This is a genomic window from Thauera sp. AutoDN2 (assembly GCF_051280715.1).
Classification (GTDB): Bacteria; Pseudomonadota; Gammaproteobacteria; order Burkholderiales; family Rhodocyclaceae; genus Thauera.
Genome location: NZ_JBNCAR010000005.1, coordinates 19,513 through 40,629, shown reverse-complemented (window position 1 = coordinate 40,629; position 21,117 = coordinate 19,513). Strand labels below are relative to the sequence as shown.

General features: G+C 65.6%; 22 protein-coding genes. 15 read left to right on the top strand and 7 right to left on the bottom strand.

Going from position 1 to position 21,117, the window contains the following annotated elements:
- Positions 1–14 precede the first annotated feature (14 nt).
- Positions 15–476 (top strand): cytochrome c, encoded by a 462-nt coding sequence (locus tag ACPT9U_RS04685; protein ID WP_435750057.1) that lies wholly within the window; start codon positions 15–17, stop codon positions 474–476.
- Here the strand turns inward: ACPT9U_RS04685 and ACPT9U_RS04680 are convergent.
- The 7 genes from ACPT9U_RS04680 to ACPT9U_RS04650 are packed head-to-tail and all read right to left on the bottom strand — an operon-like array spanning position 473 to position 6,401.
- Positions 473–850, bottom strand: coding sequence for a LysR family transcriptional regulator (locus tag ACPT9U_RS04680; protein ID WP_435750056.1), 378 nt, complete (start codon positions 848–850; stop codon positions 473–475). The two genes, ACPT9U_RS04685 and ACPT9U_RS04680, sit on opposite strands and share 4 nt — an antisense overlap.
- Positions 851–864: 14 nt before the next feature.
- Positions 865–2,136 (bottom strand): serine hydroxymethyltransferase, encoded by a 1,272-nt coding sequence (gene glyA, locus ACPT9U_RS04675; RefSeq protein WP_435750055.1) that lies wholly within the window; start codon positions 2,134–2,136, stop codon positions 865–867.
- A 12-nt stretch (positions 2,137–2,148) separates the two neighbouring features.
- Positions 2,149–3,006 (bottom strand): tryptophan synthase subunit alpha, encoded by an 858-nt coding sequence (gene trpA, locus ACPT9U_RS04670; protein ID WP_435750054.1) that lies wholly within the window; start codon positions 3,004–3,006, stop codon positions 2,149–2,151.
- A complete protein-coding gene (gene trpB, locus ACPT9U_RS04665; protein ID WP_435750053.1) occupies positions 3,003–4,238 on the bottom strand; it encodes a tryptophan synthase subunit beta in 1,236 nt (411 codons plus the stop codon). Before trpB ends, trpA begins: the two co-directional genes overlap by 4 nt.
- Positions 4,235–4,408, bottom strand: a complete 174-nt coding sequence (locus tag ACPT9U_RS04660) for a hypothetical protein (protein ID WP_435750052.1) — start codon at positions 4,406–4,408, stop codon at positions 4,235–4,237. The genes trpB and ACPT9U_RS04660 overlap by 4 nt, the downstream gene beginning before the upstream one ends.
- 2 nt (positions 4,409–4,410) lie before the next feature.
- Positions 4,411–5,217 carry a YggS family pyridoxal phosphate-dependent enzyme gene (locus tag ACPT9U_RS04655; protein ID WP_435750051.1) on the bottom strand — a complete coding sequence of 269 codons (807 nt, stop codon included), beginning with the start codon at positions 5,215–5,217 and terminating at the stop codon, positions 4,411–4,413.
- Positions 5,217–6,401 carry a benzoate/H(+) symporter BenE family transporter gene (locus ACPT9U_RS04650; protein WP_435750050.1) on the bottom strand — a complete coding sequence of 395 codons (1,185 nt, stop codon included), beginning with the start codon at positions 6,399–6,401 and terminating at the stop codon, positions 5,217–5,219. Before ACPT9U_RS04650 ends, ACPT9U_RS04655 begins: the two co-directional genes overlap by 1 nt.
- A gap of 95 nt (positions 6,402–6,496) precedes the next feature.
- Between ACPT9U_RS04650 and ACPT9U_RS04645 the strand changes: the two genes are divergently transcribed.
- The 14 genes from ACPT9U_RS04645 to ACPT9U_RS04580 all read left to right on the top strand — a co-directional run bounded on the left by ACPT9U_RS04645 (position 6,497) and on the right by ACPT9U_RS04580 (position 20,693).
- Complete coding sequence (locus ACPT9U_RS04645; RefSeq protein ID WP_435750049.1) at positions 6,497–8,062, top strand: PLP-dependent aminotransferase family protein; 1,566 nt, start codon at positions 6,497–6,499, stop codon at positions 8,060–8,062.
- A 360-nt stretch (positions 8,063–8,422) separates the two neighbouring features.
- A complete protein-coding gene (locus ACPT9U_RS04640; RefSeq protein ID WP_435750047.1) occupies positions 8,423–9,334 on the top strand; it encodes a LysR family transcriptional regulator in 912 nt (303 codons plus the stop codon).
- Between the two features lie 552 nt (positions 9,335–9,886).
- Positions 9,887–10,642, top strand: a complete 756-nt coding sequence (locus ACPT9U_RS04635; RefSeq protein WP_040435547.1) for a hypothetical protein — start codon at positions 9,887–9,889, stop codon at positions 10,640–10,642.
- A gap of 124 nt (positions 10,643–10,766) precedes the next feature.
- Positions 10,767–10,985 carry an AlpA family transcriptional regulator gene (locus ACPT9U_RS04630; RefSeq protein WP_004255100.1) on the top strand — a complete coding sequence of 73 codons (219 nt, stop codon included), beginning with the start codon at positions 10,767–10,769 and terminating at the stop codon, positions 10,983–10,985.
- Between the two features lie 40 nt (positions 10,986–11,025).
- Entirely contained in the window at positions 11,026–11,892 is an 867-nt protein-coding gene (locus ACPT9U_RS04625) for a ParA family protein (protein WP_435750046.1), read from the top strand.
- Positions 11,876–12,112 carry a hypothetical protein gene (locus ACPT9U_RS04620; protein ID WP_012584779.1) on the top strand — a complete coding sequence of 79 codons (237 nt, stop codon included), beginning with the start codon at positions 11,876–11,878 and terminating at the stop codon, positions 12,110–12,112. The genes ACPT9U_RS04625 and ACPT9U_RS04620 overlap by 17 nt, the downstream gene beginning before the upstream one ends.
- Positions 12,105–13,745, top strand: coding sequence for a ParB family protein (locus ACPT9U_RS04615; RefSeq protein ID WP_435750045.1), 1,641 nt, complete (start codon positions 12,105–12,107; stop codon positions 13,743–13,745). The genes ACPT9U_RS04620 and ACPT9U_RS04615 overlap by 8 nt, the downstream gene beginning before the upstream one ends.
- 17 nt (positions 13,746–13,762) lie before the next feature.
- Entirely contained in the window at positions 13,763–14,323 is a 561-nt protein-coding gene (locus ACPT9U_RS04610) for a DUF2857 domain-containing protein (RefSeq protein ID WP_324569155.1), read from the top strand.
- Positions 14,324–14,326: 3 nt separating this feature from the next.
- Complete coding sequence (locus tag ACPT9U_RS04605; RefSeq protein WP_435750044.1) at positions 14,327–15,511, top strand: STY4528 family pathogenicity island replication protein; 1,185 nt, start codon at positions 14,327–14,329, stop codon at positions 15,509–15,511.
- Between the two features lie 238 nt (positions 15,512–15,749).
- On the top strand, positions 15,750–16,502 hold the full coding sequence (locus ACPT9U_RS04600; RefSeq protein ID WP_435750043.1) for an OST-HTH/LOTUS domain-containing protein: 753 nt from the start codon (positions 15,750–15,752) through the stop codon (positions 16,500–16,502).
- 188 nt (positions 16,503–16,690) lie between these two features.
- Positions 16,691–17,479: a PFL_4669 family integrating conjugative element protein gene (locus ACPT9U_RS04595; protein WP_424938778.1), complete on the top strand. Its 789-nt coding sequence runs from the start codon at positions 16,691–16,693 to the stop codon at positions 17,477–17,479.
- Positions 17,476–18,024 carry a DUF3158 family protein gene (locus ACPT9U_RS04590; protein ID WP_435750042.1) on the top strand — a complete coding sequence of 183 codons (549 nt, stop codon included), beginning with the start codon at positions 17,476–17,478 and terminating at the stop codon, positions 18,022–18,024. Before ACPT9U_RS04595 ends, ACPT9U_RS04590 begins: the two co-directional genes overlap by 4 nt.
- Entirely contained in the window at positions 18,021–18,404 is a 384-nt protein-coding gene (locus tag ACPT9U_RS04585; RefSeq protein ID WP_004362284.1) for a single-stranded DNA-binding protein, read from the top strand. The genes ACPT9U_RS04590 and ACPT9U_RS04585 overlap by 4 nt, the downstream gene beginning before the upstream one ends.
- Before the next feature lie 294 nt (positions 18,405–18,698).
- Complete coding sequence (locus ACPT9U_RS04580) at positions 18,699–20,693, top strand: DNA topoisomerase III (protein WP_435750041.1); 1,995 nt, start codon at positions 18,699–18,701, stop codon at positions 20,691–20,693.
- Positions 20,694–21,117 lie beyond the last annotated feature (424 nt).

The following is a 21,117-nucleotide window of genomic DNA, read 5'->3' as shown; positions in this document are numbered from 1 at the left end:
CAATGGAGAAATTCGTGAGCCAGCCCTTGAAACCCAGATCGTTCTTCACCGTCTCGCTGTCCGTGATCTTGGCAACCTTTGCCACGGCACTCGGTGCGCAGTCCGTAGAGGCGGCAAAGCCAATGGCGCTTCGTACCATAATGGAAAGACTCGGCCGGGACATGCAAGCCGTCACGGGCGCGATCTCCAAAGAAGACTGGCCACTGGTCGCCGAGTTGGCACCAAGAATCGCCAAGCATGCCGAGCCGCCCATGTCGGAAAAGATGCGCATCCTTGCCTGGCTTGGGGCAGACGCTGGAAAGTTTCGGGATCTTGATGGTCAGGTGCATGACGCCGCGACCGCCATGGGTGAGGCGGCTAAGCGGAGTGACGGCCAAGCAGTCATCGCGGCTTTCTCCAAGACCCAGCAAAGCTGCCTAGCCTGCCACCAGAGTTACCGTCGCTCGTTCGTGGACAAGTTCTATGGAAGTCGCTAGCAAGGGATGGCTAAACCTGTTGACGGAAGATTAGCCTCTATCCAATCGACATGCCTCGACGAATTCCGAGTTCCCAGGAAGCCGATCCTTTGTGAATGGTCGCAGCGAGTTGCCGTCCCAAACCGCTCCTCGATCACCGGCTTCCACGGCACCAGGCTGAACCCCAAGCCGTCATCGAGCATCGCGTAGCGCCCGCTGGCGAGGATGACGCTGCGCCAGTAGATGCGGACGAACAATTGTTCGCTCAAGTCTTCTTCCAGTTCTTTGATGTTGCGTGATAAGGGGGACTGCTCCATGTGCAGACGCTCCGCAGTGCGAGCGAAGTGCAGCCCTTCGGCCACGGCCAAGAAGCGACGCAGATGTCGCAGCTCCATGTGCCGGTCGTCCGCTATTGGTACACAGGATGCTGGCGGCACAAAGCGACCACCTGTTCCCGCACCCGATCACGAGCCGTCGTCAGCGCACTGCGACCGGCCTCCAGGGCATCCAGCACATCGCATACCCAGCCCGCCAGTTGTTCGCACTCGGCCACGCCAAAGTCTCGTGTAGTCACTGCCGGCGTGCCGATGCGCAACCCCGAGGTCACAAAAGGCGAGCGTGGATCGTTGGGCACCGAGTTCTTGTTCGCGGTGATGTAGGCGTCGCTCAATGCGGCGTCCGCGTCCTTTCCGGTGTAGGGCTTGGCGGACAGGTCGATCAGCATCAGGTGGTTGTCGGTGCCGCCGGAGACGATCTCGTAGCCGCGCTGCTGGAGCACCGCGGCCATTGCGCGGGCGTTGGTCACCACCTGGCGCTGATAAGTCTTGAACTCGGGCCGTAGCGCTTCCTTGAAGGCCACCGCCTTGGCGGCGATGACGTGCATCAATGGACCGCCCTGGATGCCGGGGAACACCGCGGAATTGAGCTTCTTGTAGAAGTCCTCGTCCTGCCCCTTGGCGAGGATGATACCGCCGCGCGGGCCGCGCAGGGTCTTGTGGGTGGTGCTGGTCACCACATGGGCGTGGGGCAGCGGATCCGGATACTCGCGCGCCGCCACCAGCCCGGCGACGTGAGCCATGTCCACCCAGAAGAAGGCACCCACCTTGTCGGCGATGGCGCGCATGCGCGCCCAGTCCTTGTGGCACGAATAGGCGGAGAAGCCACCGATCAGCATCTTGGGCCGGGTTTCCAGCGCGATGCGCTCCATCTCGTCGTAGTCGATCAGGCCAGTCTCGGGGTCGAGCCCATAGGGCACGATCCTGTAGTGGCGGCCGGAGAAGTTGGACGGATTGCCGTGGGTCAAGTGGCCGCCCTGGGCCAGGTTCATGCCCATCACGGTGTCGCCGGGATTGGTCAGCGCCAGAAACACCGCCGCGTTGGCCTGGGCTCCGGCATGGGGTTGAACGTTGGCATAGTCGCAGTCGAACAGCGACTTGACCCGCTCGATGGCCAGGCGCTCGGCCACGTCCACATACTCGCAGCCACTGTAGTAACGCTTGCCAGGGTAGCCTTCGGCGTACTTGTTGGTGAATACCGAGTTCTGGATGGCCATCACCAGCGGGCTGGCGTAGTTCTCGGAGGCGATCAGTTCGACGTGATCTTCCTGGCGGCGTTCTTCGTGCAGGACGGCTTCTGCCAGCTCGGGGTCGAAGTCGGTAAGGGTGAGAGAGGTGTCATACATTGGGCTTCGTCCTTATGACTTGGAATATTCGGGTTTGAAGGCTTGATCCTGCTCTGGTACATCCCTGTCCAGTTGCCGGCGCACATCGCGGATCAGGTCACTGGCCGCTCCCAGGGCCTCGGCCCCTGGCTTGCCGGCCAGGCTTTCGATGAGCCAGGAGCCAATCACGATGGCATCGGCCACCTGGGCGATTTCCCTGGCCGTGCCGGCATCGCGGATGCCGAACCCGACGCCGACGGGAATGCGCACGTGCTGGCGGATGCGCGCCAGCGTGTCGCGCACCTGAGCAATGTCCAACGCCGTGGTGCCGGTGACACCCTTGACGGAGACGCAGTAGACATAGCCGCCAGCACGTTCGGCGACTTGCCGGATGCGCCGTTCGGTGGAGGTCGGCGCGAGCAGGAAGATCAGGTCGATGCCATGGCAACGCAGTTGCGCGGCGAAGTCACCGGAGACTTCCGGCGGGTAATCGACCACCAGCACGCCATCCACACCAGCGGCGGCAGCGTCCGCAGCGAAGGCGCCCGGCTGGCGCAGCAGGTCGTAGCGTTCGATGGGGTTGGCATAGCCCATCAGCACCACCGGCGTGTCGGTGTCCGACTCGCGGAAACGCCGCACCTGATCGAGCACCTGCGGCAGGCCGATGCCCTGGCGCAGGGCGTTTTCGCTGGCGGCCTGGATGGTCGGGCCATCTGCCGACGGGTCGGAGAACGGCACGCCCAGTTCGATGACATCGGCGCCGGCTTCGACCATCACGTGCATCAGCGCCGGGGTGATGCATGCGTCGGGGTAGCCGGCCGTGAGATAGGGAATCAGCGCCTTGCGACCCTGCTGTTGCAGATGCAAAAAGGTGATGTCGAGCCGGTTCATGCCCGATCTCCCGTGACATTCGTCTGGGCCATCACCGTCTCCATATCCTTGTCGCCCCGGCCGGACAGGTTGACCAGAATGGCCTGCTCACTGGGCAGGGTGGCCGCCAGGTTGATCGCGTGGGCGACGGCGTGGCTGGCCTCCAGCGCGGGAATGATGCCCTCCACACGGCTGAGCCGATGGAAAGCGGTCAGCGCCTCGTCGTCGGTAGCGCCGACGTACTCGGCGCGGCCAATCTCGTGCAGCCAGGCGTGCTCCGGTCCGACCCCGGGGTAGTCCAGCCCGGCGCTGATGCTGTGGGTCTCCTGCACCTGACCGTTGTCGTCCTGAAGGATGAGCGAGCGGTTGCCGTGCAGCACGCCGGGACTGCCGCGCTGGATCGACGCGGCATGCCGGCCGGTGTCCAGCCCGAGCCCTGCCGCCTCGACGCCGATCAGGCGTACGCCTTGGTGTTCGATGTACGGGTGGAAGATGCCGATGGCGTTGCTGCCACCACCGACGCAGGCGATCACCGCGTCTGGGTATTGCTTCACCATGCCCAGGCGCTTGAACAGTGCCGGCATCTGGGTCAGGCATTCCCTGCCGATCACGCTCTGGAAGTCCCGAACCATCGTTGGGTACGGGTGCATGCCGGCCACCGAGCCGATCAGGTAGAAGGTGTAATCGACGTTGGTGACCCAATCGCGGATCGCGTCGTTCATGGCGTCCTTCAGGGTGCGCGAGCCGGAGGTCACTGGCACCACCGTTGCGCCCAGAAGCGCCATGCGCTGGACGTTGGGGCGCTGTCGCCCGATGTCCTCGCTGCCCATGTAGATCACGCATTCCAGGCCGTAGCGAGCGCAGATCGTCGCGGTAGCAACGCCGTGCTGGCCCGCACCGGTCTCGGCAATGATGCGCCGCTTGCCCATGCGTCGCGCCAGCATGGCCTGGCCGATCACGTTGTTGATCTTGTGCGCGCCGGTGTGGTTTAGGTCTTCGCGCTTGAGGAAGATGCGTGCGCCACCCGTTTCCTCACTGAGACGCCGGGCGTAATACATCGGCGAGGGGCGGCCGACGTAATCGGCCAGTTCTTCCTCGAACTCGGCGATGAAGGCGGGATCGTCGCGGTAGCGCCGATAGGCCGCGTGCAGTTCCTCGACAGCCTGCGCCAGCGTCTCGCTGATGAAGCTCCCGCCGAAGCGGCCGAAGAAGCCTTCAAGGTCGGGTTGGTCGTAGATCGGCTTCTGCCTCATGTCGCCGGTTCCATCTGCGCAGCCGCTTCAGCCGTTGCCGTATCCTCTGTGCGCAAGTCATCGGTGGCGGCACCCAGATGGCGCACGGCATAACCACGTGCCGCGAGCAGCGGCTCCAACGTGCCGAGGTCTTCAAAATCCAGATGGCGGATGGCAATGGCGGTTTTCATGGTTATGGTTCCTCTGTGCTGGTTTCACCGGGCCAGTAATGGCTGTCCGGCAGGGGGCGTGCGCCGAAGATGGCCTGGCCGATGCGCACCACCGTGGCGCCTTCCTCGACGGCGATCTCGAAATCGCCAGACATGCCCATCGACAATTCGTCCAGCCCGCAGAAGTGCGTGCTCTGCCGCAGCCGGTCGCGCAGGGTGCGCAGCAGTACGAAGCATTGGCGCACCCGTTCGGCCTCGCTGGAGAACAGTGCCAGCGTCATCAGCCCGCGCACGCGCAGCGCCGTGAACGCAGGCAGCTTCTGGATGAAGGCCGGCACGTCCTCGGGAGCCAGGCCGTACTTGCTGGCCTCACCGGAGGTGTTGACCTGCACGAACACATCCAGCGAGCGCCCTTCGACTTGCAGACGGCGGTCCAGCGCCTCGGCCACGCGCAGGCTGTCCAACGCCTGGAACTCGGCGGCGAAGCGCGCAACCAACTTGGCCTTGTTGGATTGCAGGTGGCCAATGATCGACCAGCGCAGATCGGTCAGATCCTGCATGGCTTCCCATTTGCGGTAAGCCTCCTGCACCTTGTTTTCGCCGAGCATCCGGCAATCCGCCGCATGGGCCATGCGCAGGCTGGCCTCGGGTTTGGTCTTGCTAACGGGCAGCAAACGTACCGTTGCGAAATCGCGGCCGACGCGGTGACAGGCGGCCCTGATGCGCGCCTGTACCGCAGCCAGGTTGCGCTGGAACTCCTCGACCGTCGTGGCCTCGGGGTAACGGCCGTGCTTGTCGTGACGGGTCAGTGTGTCGGAAGGCACTGACATCAACCCGCCTCCTGGTTGACCGGCGTTGGCGCAATAGCGGATTTCGGCGTCCGCTGCGGCAGCCGGCCATGCAGCACCGCATAGGCCACCAGCCCGATCACGAGCCCCCAGAACGCACCGCCGATGCCCAGTAGGGTGATGTTGGCGGCGGCCGCCAGAAAGGTGATCAGCGAGGCTTCACGGGCCTTGGGATCGGCCATCGCACCGGCGAGGCTGCCGCCGATAGTGCCCAGCAGCGCCAGCCCTGCCAGGGTGGTGATGAAGGTCGTCGGGAAGGCCATGAAGACCGCCGCCAGCGTCACCCCAAACACACCGACCAAAATGTAGAACACGCCTGCGGCAATGCCGGCGATCCAGCGTTTGGACGGGTCCTCGTGCGCCTCGCGGCCGGTGCAGATGGCGGCCGTGATCGCGGCGATGTTGAAGGCATGCGAACCAAATGGCGCCATCAGCAGGGAACCGAGCCCGGTAACCGTCACGATGGGGTTGGCGCTGGTTCTGAAGCCGTCATTGCGCAGCACCAGCATGCCAGGCATGTACTGGCCGGTCAGGGTAATCAGGAACAAAGGCAACGCGACGCTCAGCAAGGCGTTGAGCGAAAACGCGGGCATGGTGAAGATCGGCGCGGCCAGCTTCAGGGTCAGCCCCGACAGATCGACGCGATCCTGAATCAGCAGAACGGCCAGCCCCAGCACCAGGATGCCCACCACCGCATAGCGGGCGGAGAATCGCTTGAACACCACGTAGGCAACAATCAGCAGCCCCGCCAGCAGCGGGTCGATGCTCATGCCGCCGAAGGCCCCGATGCCGAACTGGAGCAGGATGCCGGCCAGCAGCCCGGCCGCCACGCCCGGCGGGATCAGGCGGATGACGCGCTCGAACCAACCCGACAGCCCCAGCACCACGAAGGCGGCCGCCGAGATCAGGTAGGCACCCGCTGCTTCGGCATAGGGCGTTGTCGCCAGTGCCGTGACCAGAAACGCCGCTGCCGGCGTGGACCAGGCGGTGATGATCGGCTCACGGGAAATCCAGCTCAGGATGATCCCCGTCACGCCCACGCCGATGGAAATCGACCACACCCATGAGGCCGTCAACTCCGGGCTGAGGCCGGCCACCCTGGCGGCCTGGAACACCAGAATGAAGGTACCCCCGTAGTTAACGATGACTGAGATCAGACCGGCCACGACAGGATGGGTGAGATCGTTCCAGCGAATGGATGAAGGTGAAGGGACTGATGACATGACCTGACGGCGACTCCTGACAAAGGGGGGAGCGGGTTGTGAAACGTATTTATAGCTTTAAAATGGCTTGGGATTCCCCGCCAATTTTTAAAAGAGATCCAGACCAATTGTTCAAGCACGCCCAACTTGAATCCGTCAAAGCATGGATCGGCGACCCTGCGCATGGCGCCTTGCCCCTGCATGCGCGCATCCAGCGGGCCATCCGGCAACTAATCCTCGACGGCGTGCTCGATGTCGGCAGACCATTGCCCGCCTCACGCACCTTGGCGAGGTCACTGGGGGTTTCCCGCGATACGGTCGAGTCGGCCTACAGCCAGTTGCATGCGGAAGGCTTTATCGATCGGCGCGTGGGCAGCGGCAGCTTCGTGTCGGAGCGCGCGCAGCACCTGCCGGGAGGTGGCAAGGTGCAGCGCGCGGGGGATCGCAAGGCAACACTGCGCCTTAGCCAGCGCGGCAGCGCCATGTTCCAGAGCGGCGGCGTGCGCGACTTCCTGATGCCGCGCCCGTTCGCCCCCGGCGTGCCGGAAACGCGTAGCTTTCCGCTCCAGATCTGGGAGCGGCTGGAGCGGCAGGTGTTGAAGGAATACGGCACTCTGGCGCTGCTGCACAGCCCGCCGCAGGGCATGGAGCCGTTGCGGCGCGCAATCGCCGATTACGTCAATCTCGAACGTGGCGCGCGCGCCACGCCCGAGCGCGTGCTGGTGTTGACCAGTTCCCAGCAGGCCATGACTCTATGCGCCACGGTGCTGCTCGATGCCGGCGACCGGATCTTTATCGAAGACCCCGCGTACCACGGCGCGCGCAAGGCGTTTGAAGCCGCCGGGCTGGAATGCGTACCCGTACCGCTGGATGAAGACGGCCTGCGGGTGGAACACCTGGGCCAAGTGGCGGCAACGCCCGATGAAAGGGCCACGGCGGTGTCCCTGACGCCATCGCACCAGTTCCCGACCGGAGCGACAATGGCACTGGATCGGCGGCTGGCCGTCATCGAATGGGCCAGGCGGCACCGCAACTGGATCATCGAAGACGACTACGACAGCGAGTTCCATTACGAAGGCAAACCCACGGCCTGCGTGCAGGGGCTCGACCCGCACGAACGAACGATCTACATCGGCACCTTCACGAAATCGCTGTTTCCCGGCCTGCGCATCGGCTATATGGTGCTGCCGCCGCCGCTGGTGGCGCCCATGACCGTGGCCCGCACCCTGCTGGATGGACACAGCGCGCCGATTCCGCAACTCACGCTGGCGCGCTTCATCCAAGGTGGCCACTTCGGCGCCCATGTACGCACCATGCGCGCAGTCTATGCCGAACGGCGCGACATGCTGGCACGCCTGGTGCGCAAGCACTTGGCCGACTTCGTGGAACCACGGGTGCCGGCCGGGGGCATGCAGATGCCCTGCGTGTTCATCCGCGACATCCCTGAGCGCGAGGCCGTGGAATCGGCACGCCGGGCCGGCATTGACCTGCTGGGGCTAACGGCGCTGCATGCGTCAAACCGGCACAAGGCCGGTTTCCTCATGGGGTTCGCCGCCCATGCACCTCACGAACTGGAGATAGCCGTCAAGAAGCTGGCGAACGTGCTGCGTGCATTGTGTCGCTGATCACCATGAGAAGCATATGCGCTACTCGCCAGCGCCTGCCACTGTCTGAAGCGGCCCTCGTCCTGGAAATCAACTGCACCGGTTAACCGGTTAACCCCGCTCGCGTGGCGAACTCCACTTCCGCGGGTCGCTGCGGCCACCGAAGACCAAAGCGAGGCGCTTTGGCGCAAGTGCTCTAGTCTCGACAACCTCTAGCCATGACCGCCGCCCGCGTTCTAGCAGCGCTGCAATAAATCCGGACACTACGCCCGCGTGCAGCGAGCCGGCGATGGCAGGTGCTGCAAGACATGCCGGTCTCTTCTCCGCACCCATGCAGCTCTCTACGATCATAAGGACTGGTCATGTCACGAGGGACTGCGCATGAATTTACGTCATCTTCGCTGCTTCATTGCTGTAGCCGAGGAACTGCACTTCGGCCGAGCCGCTCGGCGGCTGCACATAGAACAATCTCCTCTATCACGCACGATCCGCAAGTTGGAGACAACTCTAGGCGTGACGTTGCTCAGTCGCACGCCGCGGGGCGCAACCCTGACCTGGGCAGGGCGAGTCTTCCTGGAGGATGCCCGCCGCGTCATGTTGAGCGTTGAGCAGGCAGTGGCCAGCGCGAAGGCTGCTGCCTCCGGTTTTCAGGGCATTTTGCGCATCGCGCTGTCGAGAGACATGGGGCGGGCGAGGCTATCAGCACTGCTTGCGCTGTGTCGCGAAGAGTCGCCGCAGGTAAACATCCGGCTCTCCGAAGTACCGCTGACCGAACTCGTGCAGGGGCTGAACGCGGATCTGTTTGACGCCGGCTTTGCAATGGTCAATGAAGTGGAGGACGGGATCATTGCTCAGCCGTTGTGGGCCGACCCCTTGGTAGTGATCCTGCCCGCACGGCACCCGCTTGTAGCCTTCAAGGAAGTGCCGTTGCAGGAAGTGGTGAGCTATCCGCTGGTACTTTGTGATCCACGGGCATGCCAAGGTTGCGATCAGCAGAGCGAACGACTGTTCCGCTCTGTCGATGTCCAACCGATTGTGGCCGAGTATGCCGCTTCTCACGGGCTGATGCTGACGCTGGTGGCCGCAGGGTACGGGCTAGGTTTTTCCACTGCCGCGCACTTGGCAACTTGCCAGCCGGTGGATGTTGTTGTCCGCCCGTTGGCCGGTCAGAGCGCATCGATAACCACCTATCTGTTACGAACCGAGGGTGGCATGACGGAGCCGTTGCAGCGGTTCATCGAACGCGCCGAACGTGTATGTCATCAGGACGCAAGCACATCACGCGCGATCTGACGCGGATCTATCGGAAGGTGCGCGGCTAGTTTTCTCGGATTGCGCGATTCATTTTTGGCCTTGCGGCTGACCCGATCTGCATGGCTCATGCGCTGTACTGATTCCAGTTTCGACGCAATTGCTGCGCCCTTCCGTACTCCAGCACCCGCCTGCGGGCTCGCCGCCGCGGTCATTTCACTGACGCGGAACGCATGAGCTTTTGCTGGTTGCAAACCGGCTCATCCTGTTGACGCATTGGCACTTTACGCCGTTGGAATTCCTACGGAAAACTTTGACCAGGTTTCGGGTAAAGCGCGGCACCCTTGCTTGATTCCAGGGTTGCGCGATCACCTAGCCGCGTGCCGGTCCAAAGACAAAGCGCCCGCATTATGGTTGAGGAGTGTCAAGCGTAGCAAGATGTAGTTTGCCCTTGGCCGGCCGTCAGCGCCGATGCAACGCCTCCTTCCACGATGCCGGCCGGCCCTGCGCTTCATCCGGATTTCTGGGCAATCGCCTCGCCCACTTGGGCTGTGCGCGTCTGCCGCAGTTCGATCCGACGATGGGACGCGCGACATGGAGAAATCGAGTTGCCTTGCCTTTGGCGCCAGGATCTACTACCGCCCGATCGAGGCGGCCGTCCGTTGGGCGGGTCTGTTGCGCTTTGAGCCGCGGATTCTGGAAACGCTCGGGCCACGTGCCATGCCTGAGCCGAACGACTTTCCGCGCTGGCCCTTGCTGCGCCTTTTCTCCGAGCGCATCTTCGACGCACTGGCACACGATGAACTGTCTTACGGCAAGGCAGGCATGGCGCAGGAACCTCAGCGCCCCGCACTCGACGATCCTGCGTTGATCGTGCGCCACGTCGACCTGAAGGCGTGGATGTCGCATTACTACCCCGGCGAGCGGCCTCCGTTCCTGTTCGACGGCATCGAGCGCGAACTGCATCCTGCGGTGAGCGTCGCCATGCTGAACGTGTTGCTGGCCGATCGCGAGGCCGCCAAGCTGCAGCTTGCCGAACTCGCACAACTACATGCGGCGCTGAAGGCACAGCACGAAGCGTTGGCGAAGGAGCATGCCATTAGCATTCGTGAGGGCGATACGAGTGAACCGGGCCTGCGCAGCGAATCGACTTACCTGAATATCATTGGCGGCCTGCTGACATTGCTGTTGGGCAAGTCCCCCGCGGGCTCTGCCTACTCGTCCTTCCGCAACATGGATGCGGTGATCAGTGCACTACTGGCCCACCATGAAGGGCGGCCCGGCATCAGCGAGCGAACGCTGTGGAGCAAGCTGGCACAGGCGCGTCGCCACCTGGAGGCATCGCGCTGAGCCTGTAACAGCAGACTGCAATTGCAGTTGTGTGTTCTGCAGTTGCAGTGAATCTCGCAGCAGCAGCATATGGAATGCGAGGCACTTTCTGAACAACGCCATCGAGCGTCAAGGAGTGCCTCTCATGTCTTCGCAGACCATCGCGCCGGCCTTGCCGCCCGAGCACCGCATCCTGCGCCGCGCCGAGGTCGAAGCCAAGACCGGCTTCAAGCGCGCGCACATCTACAGCCTGATGAAGGAAGGCAAGTTCCCCAAGGCGCTGCGCCTGGGCGTGCGCGCGGTGGGCTGGGACTCGGTGGAGATCGAACAGTGGATCGCCGATCGCCTCAAAGAACGCGCCTGACGCTTCTTCTCGGTTCATGCCATTCGACGAGGAGAAGCCCATGCAGGTGGTGTCCATCATTTCGACCAAGGGCGGCGTGGGCAAGACCACGACGGCGGCCAACCTGGGCGGCTTCATCGCCGATGCCGGGCTGCGCGTGCTGCTGCTGGACCTGGACGTGCAGCCCACGCTGTCGAGCTACTTCACGCTGGACGTGCGCGCGCCCGGCGGCATCTACGAGATGCTGGCCTTCAACGAGCGGCGCATCGAGCAACTGGTGTCGCGCACCGCGATCGCGGGCCTGGACCTGGTGCTCTCCAACGACGACCGCGGCGAACTGAACACGCTGCTGCTGCACGCACCGGATGGGCGCCTGCGACTGCGCCATTTGCTTCCCGTCTTCCGCACGCACTATGACTTGGTGTTGATCGACACGCAGGGCGCGCGCAGTGTGCTGCTGGAGATGGCGGTGCTGGCGTCCGACCTGGCACTGTCGCCGGTGACGCCGGAGATTCTGGCCGCGCGCGAACTGCGCCGCGGCACCCTGCAACTGATCGAGGACATCGCGCCGTATCGGCACCTGGGCATCGAGCCGCCACCGCTGCGCCTGCTCATCAATCGTGTGCATCCGGTGTCGTCGAACGCGCGGCTGGTCCAGCAGGCGCTGCGACAGGTGTTCCAGGAACAGGCCGGCGTGCAGGTGCTGGGCACCGACGTGCCGGCCATCGAAGCCTATCCGCGCGCTGCGACACGAGGATTGCCGGTGCACCGGGTGGAGTACCGGCAGCCGGCGGGGCGCACGGCGCCCGCGGCGCTGGAGACCATGCGCACGCTGGCCGGCGAGCTGTTCCCCACGTGGCGGGAGCGCTTCGCGCTGGTCACCGGCCGGGCCGATGCGGGAGGGGCCGGCCATGGCGAGCGCGCATGAACTGGCGCGCGGCCGCGAACGGCTGCGCGCGCTGATCGAGTTCGCGCTGGGCGAAGGCTGGCGCGTGGTGCGCACGTCCGGCGGGCACCTGAAATTCACGAAGCAAGGCTGCGCGTCGATCTACACCAGCTCGACGGCGAGCGACCACCGTGCTGACCGCAATGCCCGCGCGCAACTTCGCCGCGCCGACCGGCAGGCGCAGGAGAACGGCCGTGGCTGAGCTGACGCCGCAGGACATGGCTGCCAAGCTGTTGGCCACCGGCTTCGAGCGCAGCGGCCCTTCGGCCGCGACCTTGAGCGACCCCATCGCCGACACGCCGATGGTGGTGACGCTGGACCAGTTGCGGCCCTACGACCACGACCCGCGCGTGACACGCAACCCGGCCTATGCGGAGATCAAGGCGTCCATCCGCGAACGCGGGTTGGACGCGCCCCCTGCGATCACGCGCAGGCCGGGCGAGGCGCACTACATCATTCGCAACGGCGGCAACACGCGGCTGGCGATCCTGCGCGAGTTGTGGAGCGAGACCAAGGAGGAGCGCTTCTTCCGCATTGCGTGCCTGTTCCGCCCGTGGCCGGCGCGCGGCGAAATCGTGGCGCTGACCGGGCATCTGGCCGAGAACGAGCTGCGCGGCGGGCTGACCTTCATCGAGCGGGCGTTGGGCATCGAGAAGGCGCGCGAGTTCTACGAGCAGGAAAACGGCCAGGCGCTGTCGCAGAGCGAACTCGCGCGGCGACTGACTGCCGACGGCTATCCGGTGCCGCAGTCACACATCAGCCGCATGAACGATGCGGTGCGCTATCTGCTGCCGGCGATCCCGACGCTGTTATACAGCGGATTGGGCCGGCATCAGGTGGACCGGCTCGCGGTGCTGCGCAAGGCGTGCGAGCGCACCTGGCAACGGCGTGCGCTGGGCCGCACCGTGGCCGTGGACTTCGCCACCTTGTTTCAGGACGTGCTGACGCAGTTCGACACTCAGCCGGACGACTTCTCGCCGCAGCGGGTGCAGGACGAGCTCGTGGGCCAGATGGCCGAGCTGCTGGAGGCGGACTACGACACGCTGGCGCTGGAGATCAACGACAGCGAAAGCCGCCAGCGTGCGCTGACCAGCGAACCGGCGGCGCCTGTCGTGCCTGCGGCACCGCCCTCGCCGGTCTCCGCGCCTCGGCAGCCACGCGCCTCGTCTGTGCCGCGCGACACCACGCCGGTCGCGCCTCCGGCGCCAGCAGCGACACTGCCTGCATCGCTCGAAGCGCCGGAGGAACAGCACGGGCAACGCGACGAGCGTCTGCAAGGGCACATCGTGACGCCGGCACCGACCACCGAGCGCCTGCAGTCCATCCAACGGATGGTCGCGGACCAGCTCGGCGACAAGCTGCCCGACTTCGAGGCCGACGCGCTGCGTGCGATCCCCGTGCAGGCTGGCGGGCTCTATCCCATCTCGGATGTCTGGTACATCGAGCCGGGGCTGGACGCGCCGGATCGCCTGCGCGTGCACATCGCGCAATTCGCGCGCGAGATCGCCGGGGACGCAGCGGTAGCCGACCACATCGAGGCCAGCGACGGCGGCATCGGCTTCGTCTGCGTGGCGCCGGCCGTGGGCCAGGCGAGGGCGCTGCCGGCGTTCGCGCGGGCGGTGCTGACCCTGCTGCATGCGCTGAGTGCGGCGCCGCCCGCCGCGAACGGATTGGACCGCGCGCGGCTCGCCGACGAGCTGGCGGCGCTGCTCCATGGCCATGGCGGCTCGGCCACACGCCTGAGCGATGCTGCGCTGGTGAAGCTGTTCCGTCTGCTGCGCCTGGCGCGCCGGCTGCTGGACCTGCAAGCCGGCGAAGCGGGCCAGGAAGCCTGAGCGCAGGAGGCTCCCGCATGTCGGCACCGCACCCGCTCAACCAGGCCGTGATCGCCCAGGCCCTGCATGACCTGCGCAACGGCCAGTTGCGCCGCTGCAAGGCCATGGGCTTCGGCGAGGAGGAGCTGGATGCGCTGAAGCACCCCGAACTCGTGAGCATGCTGGTGAATGCCACGGTGTCGTGGTGTTCGGTGTCGGTGAACCGGGAGGTGTTGAAGCGGCTGCTGAGCCAGGTGCACGACGTGGAGCGGGAGATCGCCACGGTGGACCGCATGCTGCGCCTGGGGGCGAGCACGGAGATGGTCAGCAAGTTCTACGGCCTCACGCATCAGGAAGTGGCGCTGCGCCGCGACATCCTCGGGCTGCCCAAGCGCAAGGGCCGGCATCCGGTGCTCGACGAGGCGCAGGACGTGGCCTTGTGGGAGCGCTGGAAGGCCGGCGTTACCGAGCGCCATATCGCCCTGACCGACGACATGGCGATGCTGGCGCTGACCATGGACCTGGCCGAGGCGCTGAGCCTGCCGATGTCGGTGGTGTGGGCGGCGATACGCAACTGGATCGACCAGGGGCTGGTGTAGGCCATGACCACGGGCGGCGCACCACGGCGCGAAGGCCCCGTTGCGCTGTCCGCGCTCTTCGACGAGGCCCTGCAGCACCTGCAGCCGGCGCAGGGAACAGCGCCGGCCGCCGACGGTTTCCTCTACAGCGGCAACCGCCATGAGAGCGTGCCGCGCCGACTGTTCCTCGACCGGCGCCTGACCCCGCTGGAGCGAAACGCCTGGCAGGTGTTCCGCCTGCAGCTCAACGACGACGGCGTGACCGCCTTTCCCACCTACGACCAATTGCGCCCCTACTTGGCCTCGATGCCCTGCGCAGCACAAGCCTCGCACGAGACCGTGGCGCGCGCCCTGACGCTGTTGCGGCTGACGCGCTGGCTGAGCCTGGTGCGACGACGGCGCGACCCGAAGACCGGCCGCATTCAAGGCAACCTCTACGTGCTGCACGACGAACCGCTGTCGCCCTTCGAGGCGATGCAGCTCGATGCCGACTACCTCGGCCTGGTCAGCCAGGCGCTGACCCATGCCGCCAAGGCGGTACAGATCGTGGGCATGAACACGCTCAAGGAGATTGCCGAAGACCCGCTGCTCAGCGGCCGCACGCTGCCGACCCGCTTGCAGGTGCTGGCGCAGCGCATGGCGCGGCATGGCTGGACGACGCCAGGTTATCCACAGGAGGGTGCCGACCACGAATCCGAAGAAGGCCAGGAAGCCCTTCTTCGGAATGCTGCGCGCCCGTCTTCGGAATCCGAAGCAGGGCCGAAACCCGCGCCGGACGGCTCTCTTCGGATTCCGAAGGAGGACCGTACAGTACGTAATGATCGTATAAATGAAGTACGTACAGTACCGCGCGTGAGGGCCTTGCAGAACCTGCGGCTGCCCGAGCGTTTCCTGCGCTTGAAGGATGAGCAGCAGGCCGGCGCGCTGGTGGCCCTGCAGCAGGTGGACGAAGCGCAGCGGCAGGCCGTTCTCGACGAGTGGGCGGCACGCTGCCACAACAGCGCGGTGCGCAACCCGGCCGGCTACCTGTTTGGCATCATCCAGAAGGCGATCCGCGGAGAGTTCAAGGCGTGGGCCGGAGAAAGTGCATCGACGCCGCCAGCGCCCCCGTCACCTGCGCCCTCGTCACCGCCGGCATCCCGTGCGGCTGACCCCGAGGTCGCACGAGCCTACCTGGCTCAGCTCCGAGAAGCCTTGCGTGATCGCTGATGTTGACTATCCCCAGGGGATAGCTGGAACAGACATCTTTCCGCCGCGCTCGATTGTCGACCGCCGAATGACAGGCGAAACTGTCGCCTGTAAATCAGACGAGGACAGCCACGCCCGAGCCCGGCCGACGATGGACATGACGACTTCCCCCGCCACAAACGCACTGCAACCACTACAGCGAGACGTTCAGCGCTTGCTGGGCAGATGCCTGTTGCGCCTTCAACAATACGAGCGCCTCATGAAAGCCATCGTGGCCCACCACGAGATTTCAGGCCCGGCGCATTCGCTGGAGTCCATTCGCGCAGCGCGGATTGAAGATGCCGCGACCAAGACCCTGGGCACGTTGGTCGGACAACTGTTTGGTTCGTATGTCGTCACCGATGGAAATGGTGGCGAGGAACGCGACGACGATCTTCCCGGCGACGTGGTTTCCTTTCGCACGCGCGTGCAACTGAGCCTGTCTGCGCAGGACTACGCCAAGACCCAGGCCGACCTCAAAGACCTGGTATCGCTGCGCAACACACTGGTGCACCACTTCATCGACCAGCACGATCTATGGACCGTGGACGGGTGTCGCGCTGCACAGGACGAACTCGGTTCCGCCTACACGCGCGTCGATCAACACTTCGAGCAGCTGCGCGGCTGGGCCGAGCACATGGATCAGGCGCGGCGCCTGGCAGCGGAATTCGTCCAGTCGGACGTGTTCCACGACCTGGTGGTCAATGGCATCGCGCCGGACGGCACGGTGGACTGGTCGGCCGCCGGCATCGTTCGTGCGCTGCGCGAGGCCGCTGCGCAGTTGGCCGTCGAGGGCTGGACACCCATTGTCGCCGCTGGCCGCTGGATCGCGGACCGGCATCCCGAGCAGCTTCCAGCCAAGTACGGCTGCAGCAGTTGGCGGCAGGTGGTGCACGAGTGCCGCCTGTTCGAGCTTCGCTACCGTGAGGTGGAGGGGCAACGGGCCGCCTGGTACAGACCTCGCGAAGCATAGCCCCGCAACGCGGTCTCACCTCCGCGCGAGCCGCGAACACATCCGCCGAGCTATCCCCAGGGGATAGCCGGCACACACAGCCTTCCGCGCGGAACAAACCGGGCGCGCATGGGCTGCGGTTTGTTGACTGACAGCCTTCCGGCCGATGCCGATGCTGGCGACTCGCCAATTCACCGCGAGTCGCTCCCATGGCCAACGAACGCACAGAACCCCTGCAACTGAATCTCGGATCGCTGCGCAGCGCGATGTCGCTGACGCTGCACACGCACCACGCTTCGCGCATCTGGCACGGCCGCGCGCCGACCGAGGGGCGCCCAGGCATCATCGGTCTCAACGGCTTCATCGGCGCCATGAACAAGATGAAGCGCGGCGCCGAGCAGGACGACCCGTACTCGGACTGGTGGATGCTGCGGATCGAGGACAAGCTCGCCGACACCAAGACCCGTCTGCAGACCCTGCGCGAACAGGTGGATCAGGCCTTGGCCGACGTGCCAGCGGCGCTGTCCCTGGGCGAGAACATGAACGTGCAGCCGGTGAAGCTGCCGCTGTTCGTGAACGCCCAGCTCGGCTTCATGGCGGTGTATCTGCTGGCCGACTACGACGACCTGGCACGCAAACTCATCCTGGCGCACCACACGGCGCTGATCGACCGCAGCACCTTGGAGCGCTGGCTGAACGATGGCGCGCACGCGCTGCGCAGCCTGTTCTCGCTGGCCCAGCAGTACCGCTACTCGGGCACGACGCGCGACGACTTCGCGGCGAAGAACGCGGCGGCGCGAGCGGCGCTGGAGAAGTTCGGCGAGTTGCCGCAGGACGTGCTGGAAGGCACGCGCCGCTCGCGCTTCGCGCCACCGATCGCGCGGCGGACGACCAAGCCCGGCACGCCGCCTGCAGCGCCCGCCATCGAGCCCGATGCGCCGGCTCACACAGATGGCACAGCCGATGGTGCGGCGGGCGATGAGGGTGCTGGCGCATGACAGCATCGCCCCCTATCAGCCACTCCACGCGCTTCGTGGCGCTGGAACAGGCGGACTTCCAGCGGCTGGAACACGCAGGCTACCTAAAAGGCCTTTTACAGCCTTTTAAGGGTAAGGGGAGTCTGGAGACCTGGGCCAGCCGGTGCGCAGCGCTGCGCGACGACGTGATTGGCCTGGCGCAGCGGCGCGTGCTGCCCCAGGCGCGCGCCTATCCATTCAGTCTGCTCGACGTGCAACTGGCCCAGCAGGCCACTGGCGCAGGGACGACCTTCCTGCGCTGGCGCAACCTCGACCGTTCCTCCATGGGCGTGGCTTTGTGGGAGGCCCTGCTGGCCAACCCCGCGACGCCGGCCTCGCTGATCGACGAGCTGTACGCGATCGAACTGCAGCGCATCGTGCTGAACATGCAGATCAGCCTGACCCACAGCATCGCTCGCCAAGCCATGGAATGCGCCAACAAGGCCGCGCAGGCCGAAGCGGCTTACCTGCGGCGCGTCCACGGGCATACCGCGTCCGTTCCACCCACCACCAAGGAGTCACCATGAGCACGCACTTCGTCGGCGAGGGCAACATCGGTTCTGCGCCGGACTACCGCGAATTTCCGAACGGCAACGACGAGCCACGCCGGCTGCTTCGCCTGAACGTCTACTTCGACAACCCGATCCCGAAGAAGGACGGCGAGTACGAAGATCGCGGCGGCTTCTGGGCGCCCGTGGAGCTGTGGCACCGCGACGCCGAGCACTGGAAGACGCTGTACCAGAAAGGCATGCGGGTGCTGGTCGAGGGCCGCACCGTGCGCGACGAATGGGAGGACGCCGACGAGAACGAGCGGGTGACGTTCAAGGTCGAGGCGCGGCGCGTGGGCATCCTGCCGTACCGCATCGAGTCGGTGGCGCTCAGCGCCAAGCCCGCCGGCGGACAGTAATTCGCCCATCGCCGTTCCCCCGAGGGCGGCTGTAGCAACCGTCATACGCCCGCGATGCACCAGCGAGCTATCCCCAGGGGATAGCTCCAAGGTCGTTCACAGAGTTCCAGCCGCCCTCCCGAAACGACGCTCTTGCTGTGCCGGCTCCTGCGGTCTATGCGCACCGCTCCGGCAACGGACCGCCTGCCGATCACAAAGCGGTGTCTGCATCAATCGGCTTCCTTGCTGCCGGCATCTCCTGGCCCCGCCAAGCTGACGCCCATCCGATGAACCGCACATTTTCAAGGAGGCTTCATGCGCGTGTTCCTGTGCGAGAAGCCGTCCCAGGGCAAGGACATCGCCCGTGTGCTGGGCGCCGGCCAACGCGGCAACGGCTGCTACAGCGGCGCGGGTGTCGTCGTGACCTGGTGCATCGGTCATCTGGTGGAGGCGGTTCCGCCCGAAGGCTACGGCGAGCAATACAAGCGCTGGGCCATCGAGCAACTGCCCATTCTTCCTGAGCGTTGGCGTGTCGAGCCCAAGGCGGCGACCGCAGCGCAATTCAAGGTGGTGCAGCAGCTCATCGCCAAGGCGGGCGAGCTGGTGATTGCGACCGACGCCGACCGCGAGGGCGAGATGATCGCCCGCGAGATCATCGACCTATGCGGCTACCGCGGGCCGATTCAGCGCCTGTGGCTGTCGGCGCTCAACGATGCGTCGATCCGCAAAGCGCTGGGTGCGCTCAAGCCGTCCGCCGAGACGCTGCCGCTGTATTTCTCCGCACTCGCCCGATCACGCGCCGACTGGCTGATCGGAATGAACCTGAGCCGCTTGTTCACACTGCTGGGGCGCAAGGCCGGCTATGCCGGCGTGCTGTCGGTGGGGCGCGTGCAGACGCCGACGCTGAAGTTGGTCGTCGATCGTGATCGCGAGATCGCGCGCTTCGTCAGCGTACCGTTCTGGGCCATCGAGGTTGCGCTTTCGCATGCAGGCCAGTCCTTCGTCGCAAGCTGGACGCCGCCGCAAGGCAGCACCGACGATGCGGGCCGTTGCCTGCAACAGGCGGTGGCGCTGCAGGCCGCCGAGCGCCTGCGCACGGCCGGCTTCGCCCAGGTGCTGTCGGTCGAAGCCGAGCGCGTTCGCGAAGGGCCGCCGCTGCCGTTCGACCTGGGAACGCTGCAGGAGGTGTGCTCCAAGCAGTTGGGCCTCGACGTGCAGGAGACGCTGGACATTGCCCAGGCGCTGTACGAGACGCACAAGGCGACAACGTATCCGCGCTCGGATTCGGGCTACCTGCCCGAGAGCATGCTGGCCGAGGTACCGACCGTACTCGACAGCCTGGTCAAGACCGACCCCAGCCTGCGGCCGCTGATCGAGCGCCTGGATCGCCAACAGCGCTCGCGTGCATGGAACGACGGCAAGGTGTCGGCTCACCACGGCATCATCCCGACGCTGGAGCCCGCCAACCTGTCGGCCATGAACGAGAAGGAACTGGCCGTCTACCGGCTGATCCGCGCTCATTACCTCGCGCAGTTCCTCCCGCACCATGAGTTCGACCGGACGGTAGCGCAGTTCTCGTGCGGCAGTCAGTCGCTGGCGGCCGTGGGCAAGCAGATTGCCGTCATCGGCTGGCGTGAGGTGCTGGCGACGCCGGGGCCGGACGATGCCGATGGCGAGGATGCGCAGCGCAGCCAGGTGCTGCCCGCCCTGCATGCGGGCCTGTCCTGCCCGGTCGGAAAGGTGGATCTCAAGGCGCTGAAGACGCTGCCGCCCAAACCCTACACACAGGGCGAGCTGATCAAGGCCATGAAGACCGTCGCCAAGTTCGTGACCGACCCGCGCCTGAAACAGAAGCTGCGAGATACCACCGGCATCGGCACCGAGGCGACACGCGCCAACATCATCAACGGTCTGATCGGTCGCGGCTACCTGGTCAAGAAAGGCCGCGCCGTCCGCGCTTCCGACGCGGCATTCACGCTCATCGACGCGGTGCCCTCGGCCATCGCCGACCCCGGCACCACGGCGGTGTGGGAGCAGGCGCTCGACATGATCGAGGCCGGCCAGATGGCGCTGGACACCTTCATCGAGAAGCAGTCCGTGTGGGTCGGCCAGCTCGTGCAGCAGTACCGCGGCGCGACGCTCTCGCTCAAGCTGCCGCCGGCGCCGGCCTGCCCGCAGTGCGGCGCACCGATGCAGCAGCGCACGGGCAAGAGCGGCGCGTTCTGGTCCTGCTCGCGCTACCCGGACTGCAAGGGCATGTTGCCGATCGAGTCCCCGACGGGCCGGCGCGCTGCCTCCAAGGCGTCCTGATCCTCGCTTCCTCCTTGCCGCGCCGGCCACTTCACTGGCGGCGAGGCAAACGTCCCGCACCGCGCGGGACTCCAAAGCGCGCGTCTCCTTCTGCAACGGTGTGCGCGCCCCGTCTGCCCGCCATCGGGCGACGGGGCGAGAAGGTCATTGCTCCACGAATCGCGCCCGCCGCCATTCCCTTGATCGGTGTGCCTTGCCTCGGTCACGAGGGGCTTCCTGACGCCTTGCCGCCGCGCGAGCCGTGAGGAGGCCCCTTGGGCCGAGGGTATTCCGTGCCGGTGCCCGCCGGCGGAACAACGGGCTCCCTTTGTGTGTGGATGCACGCCAGAGGTTTCCGGCCCCAGCCACGAAACGGGCCGGGTGCGATTGCTGACGCAGCGAACGGCTTTGACGACGGCCCGCGCTGACGCAGCCCACAGGTGGT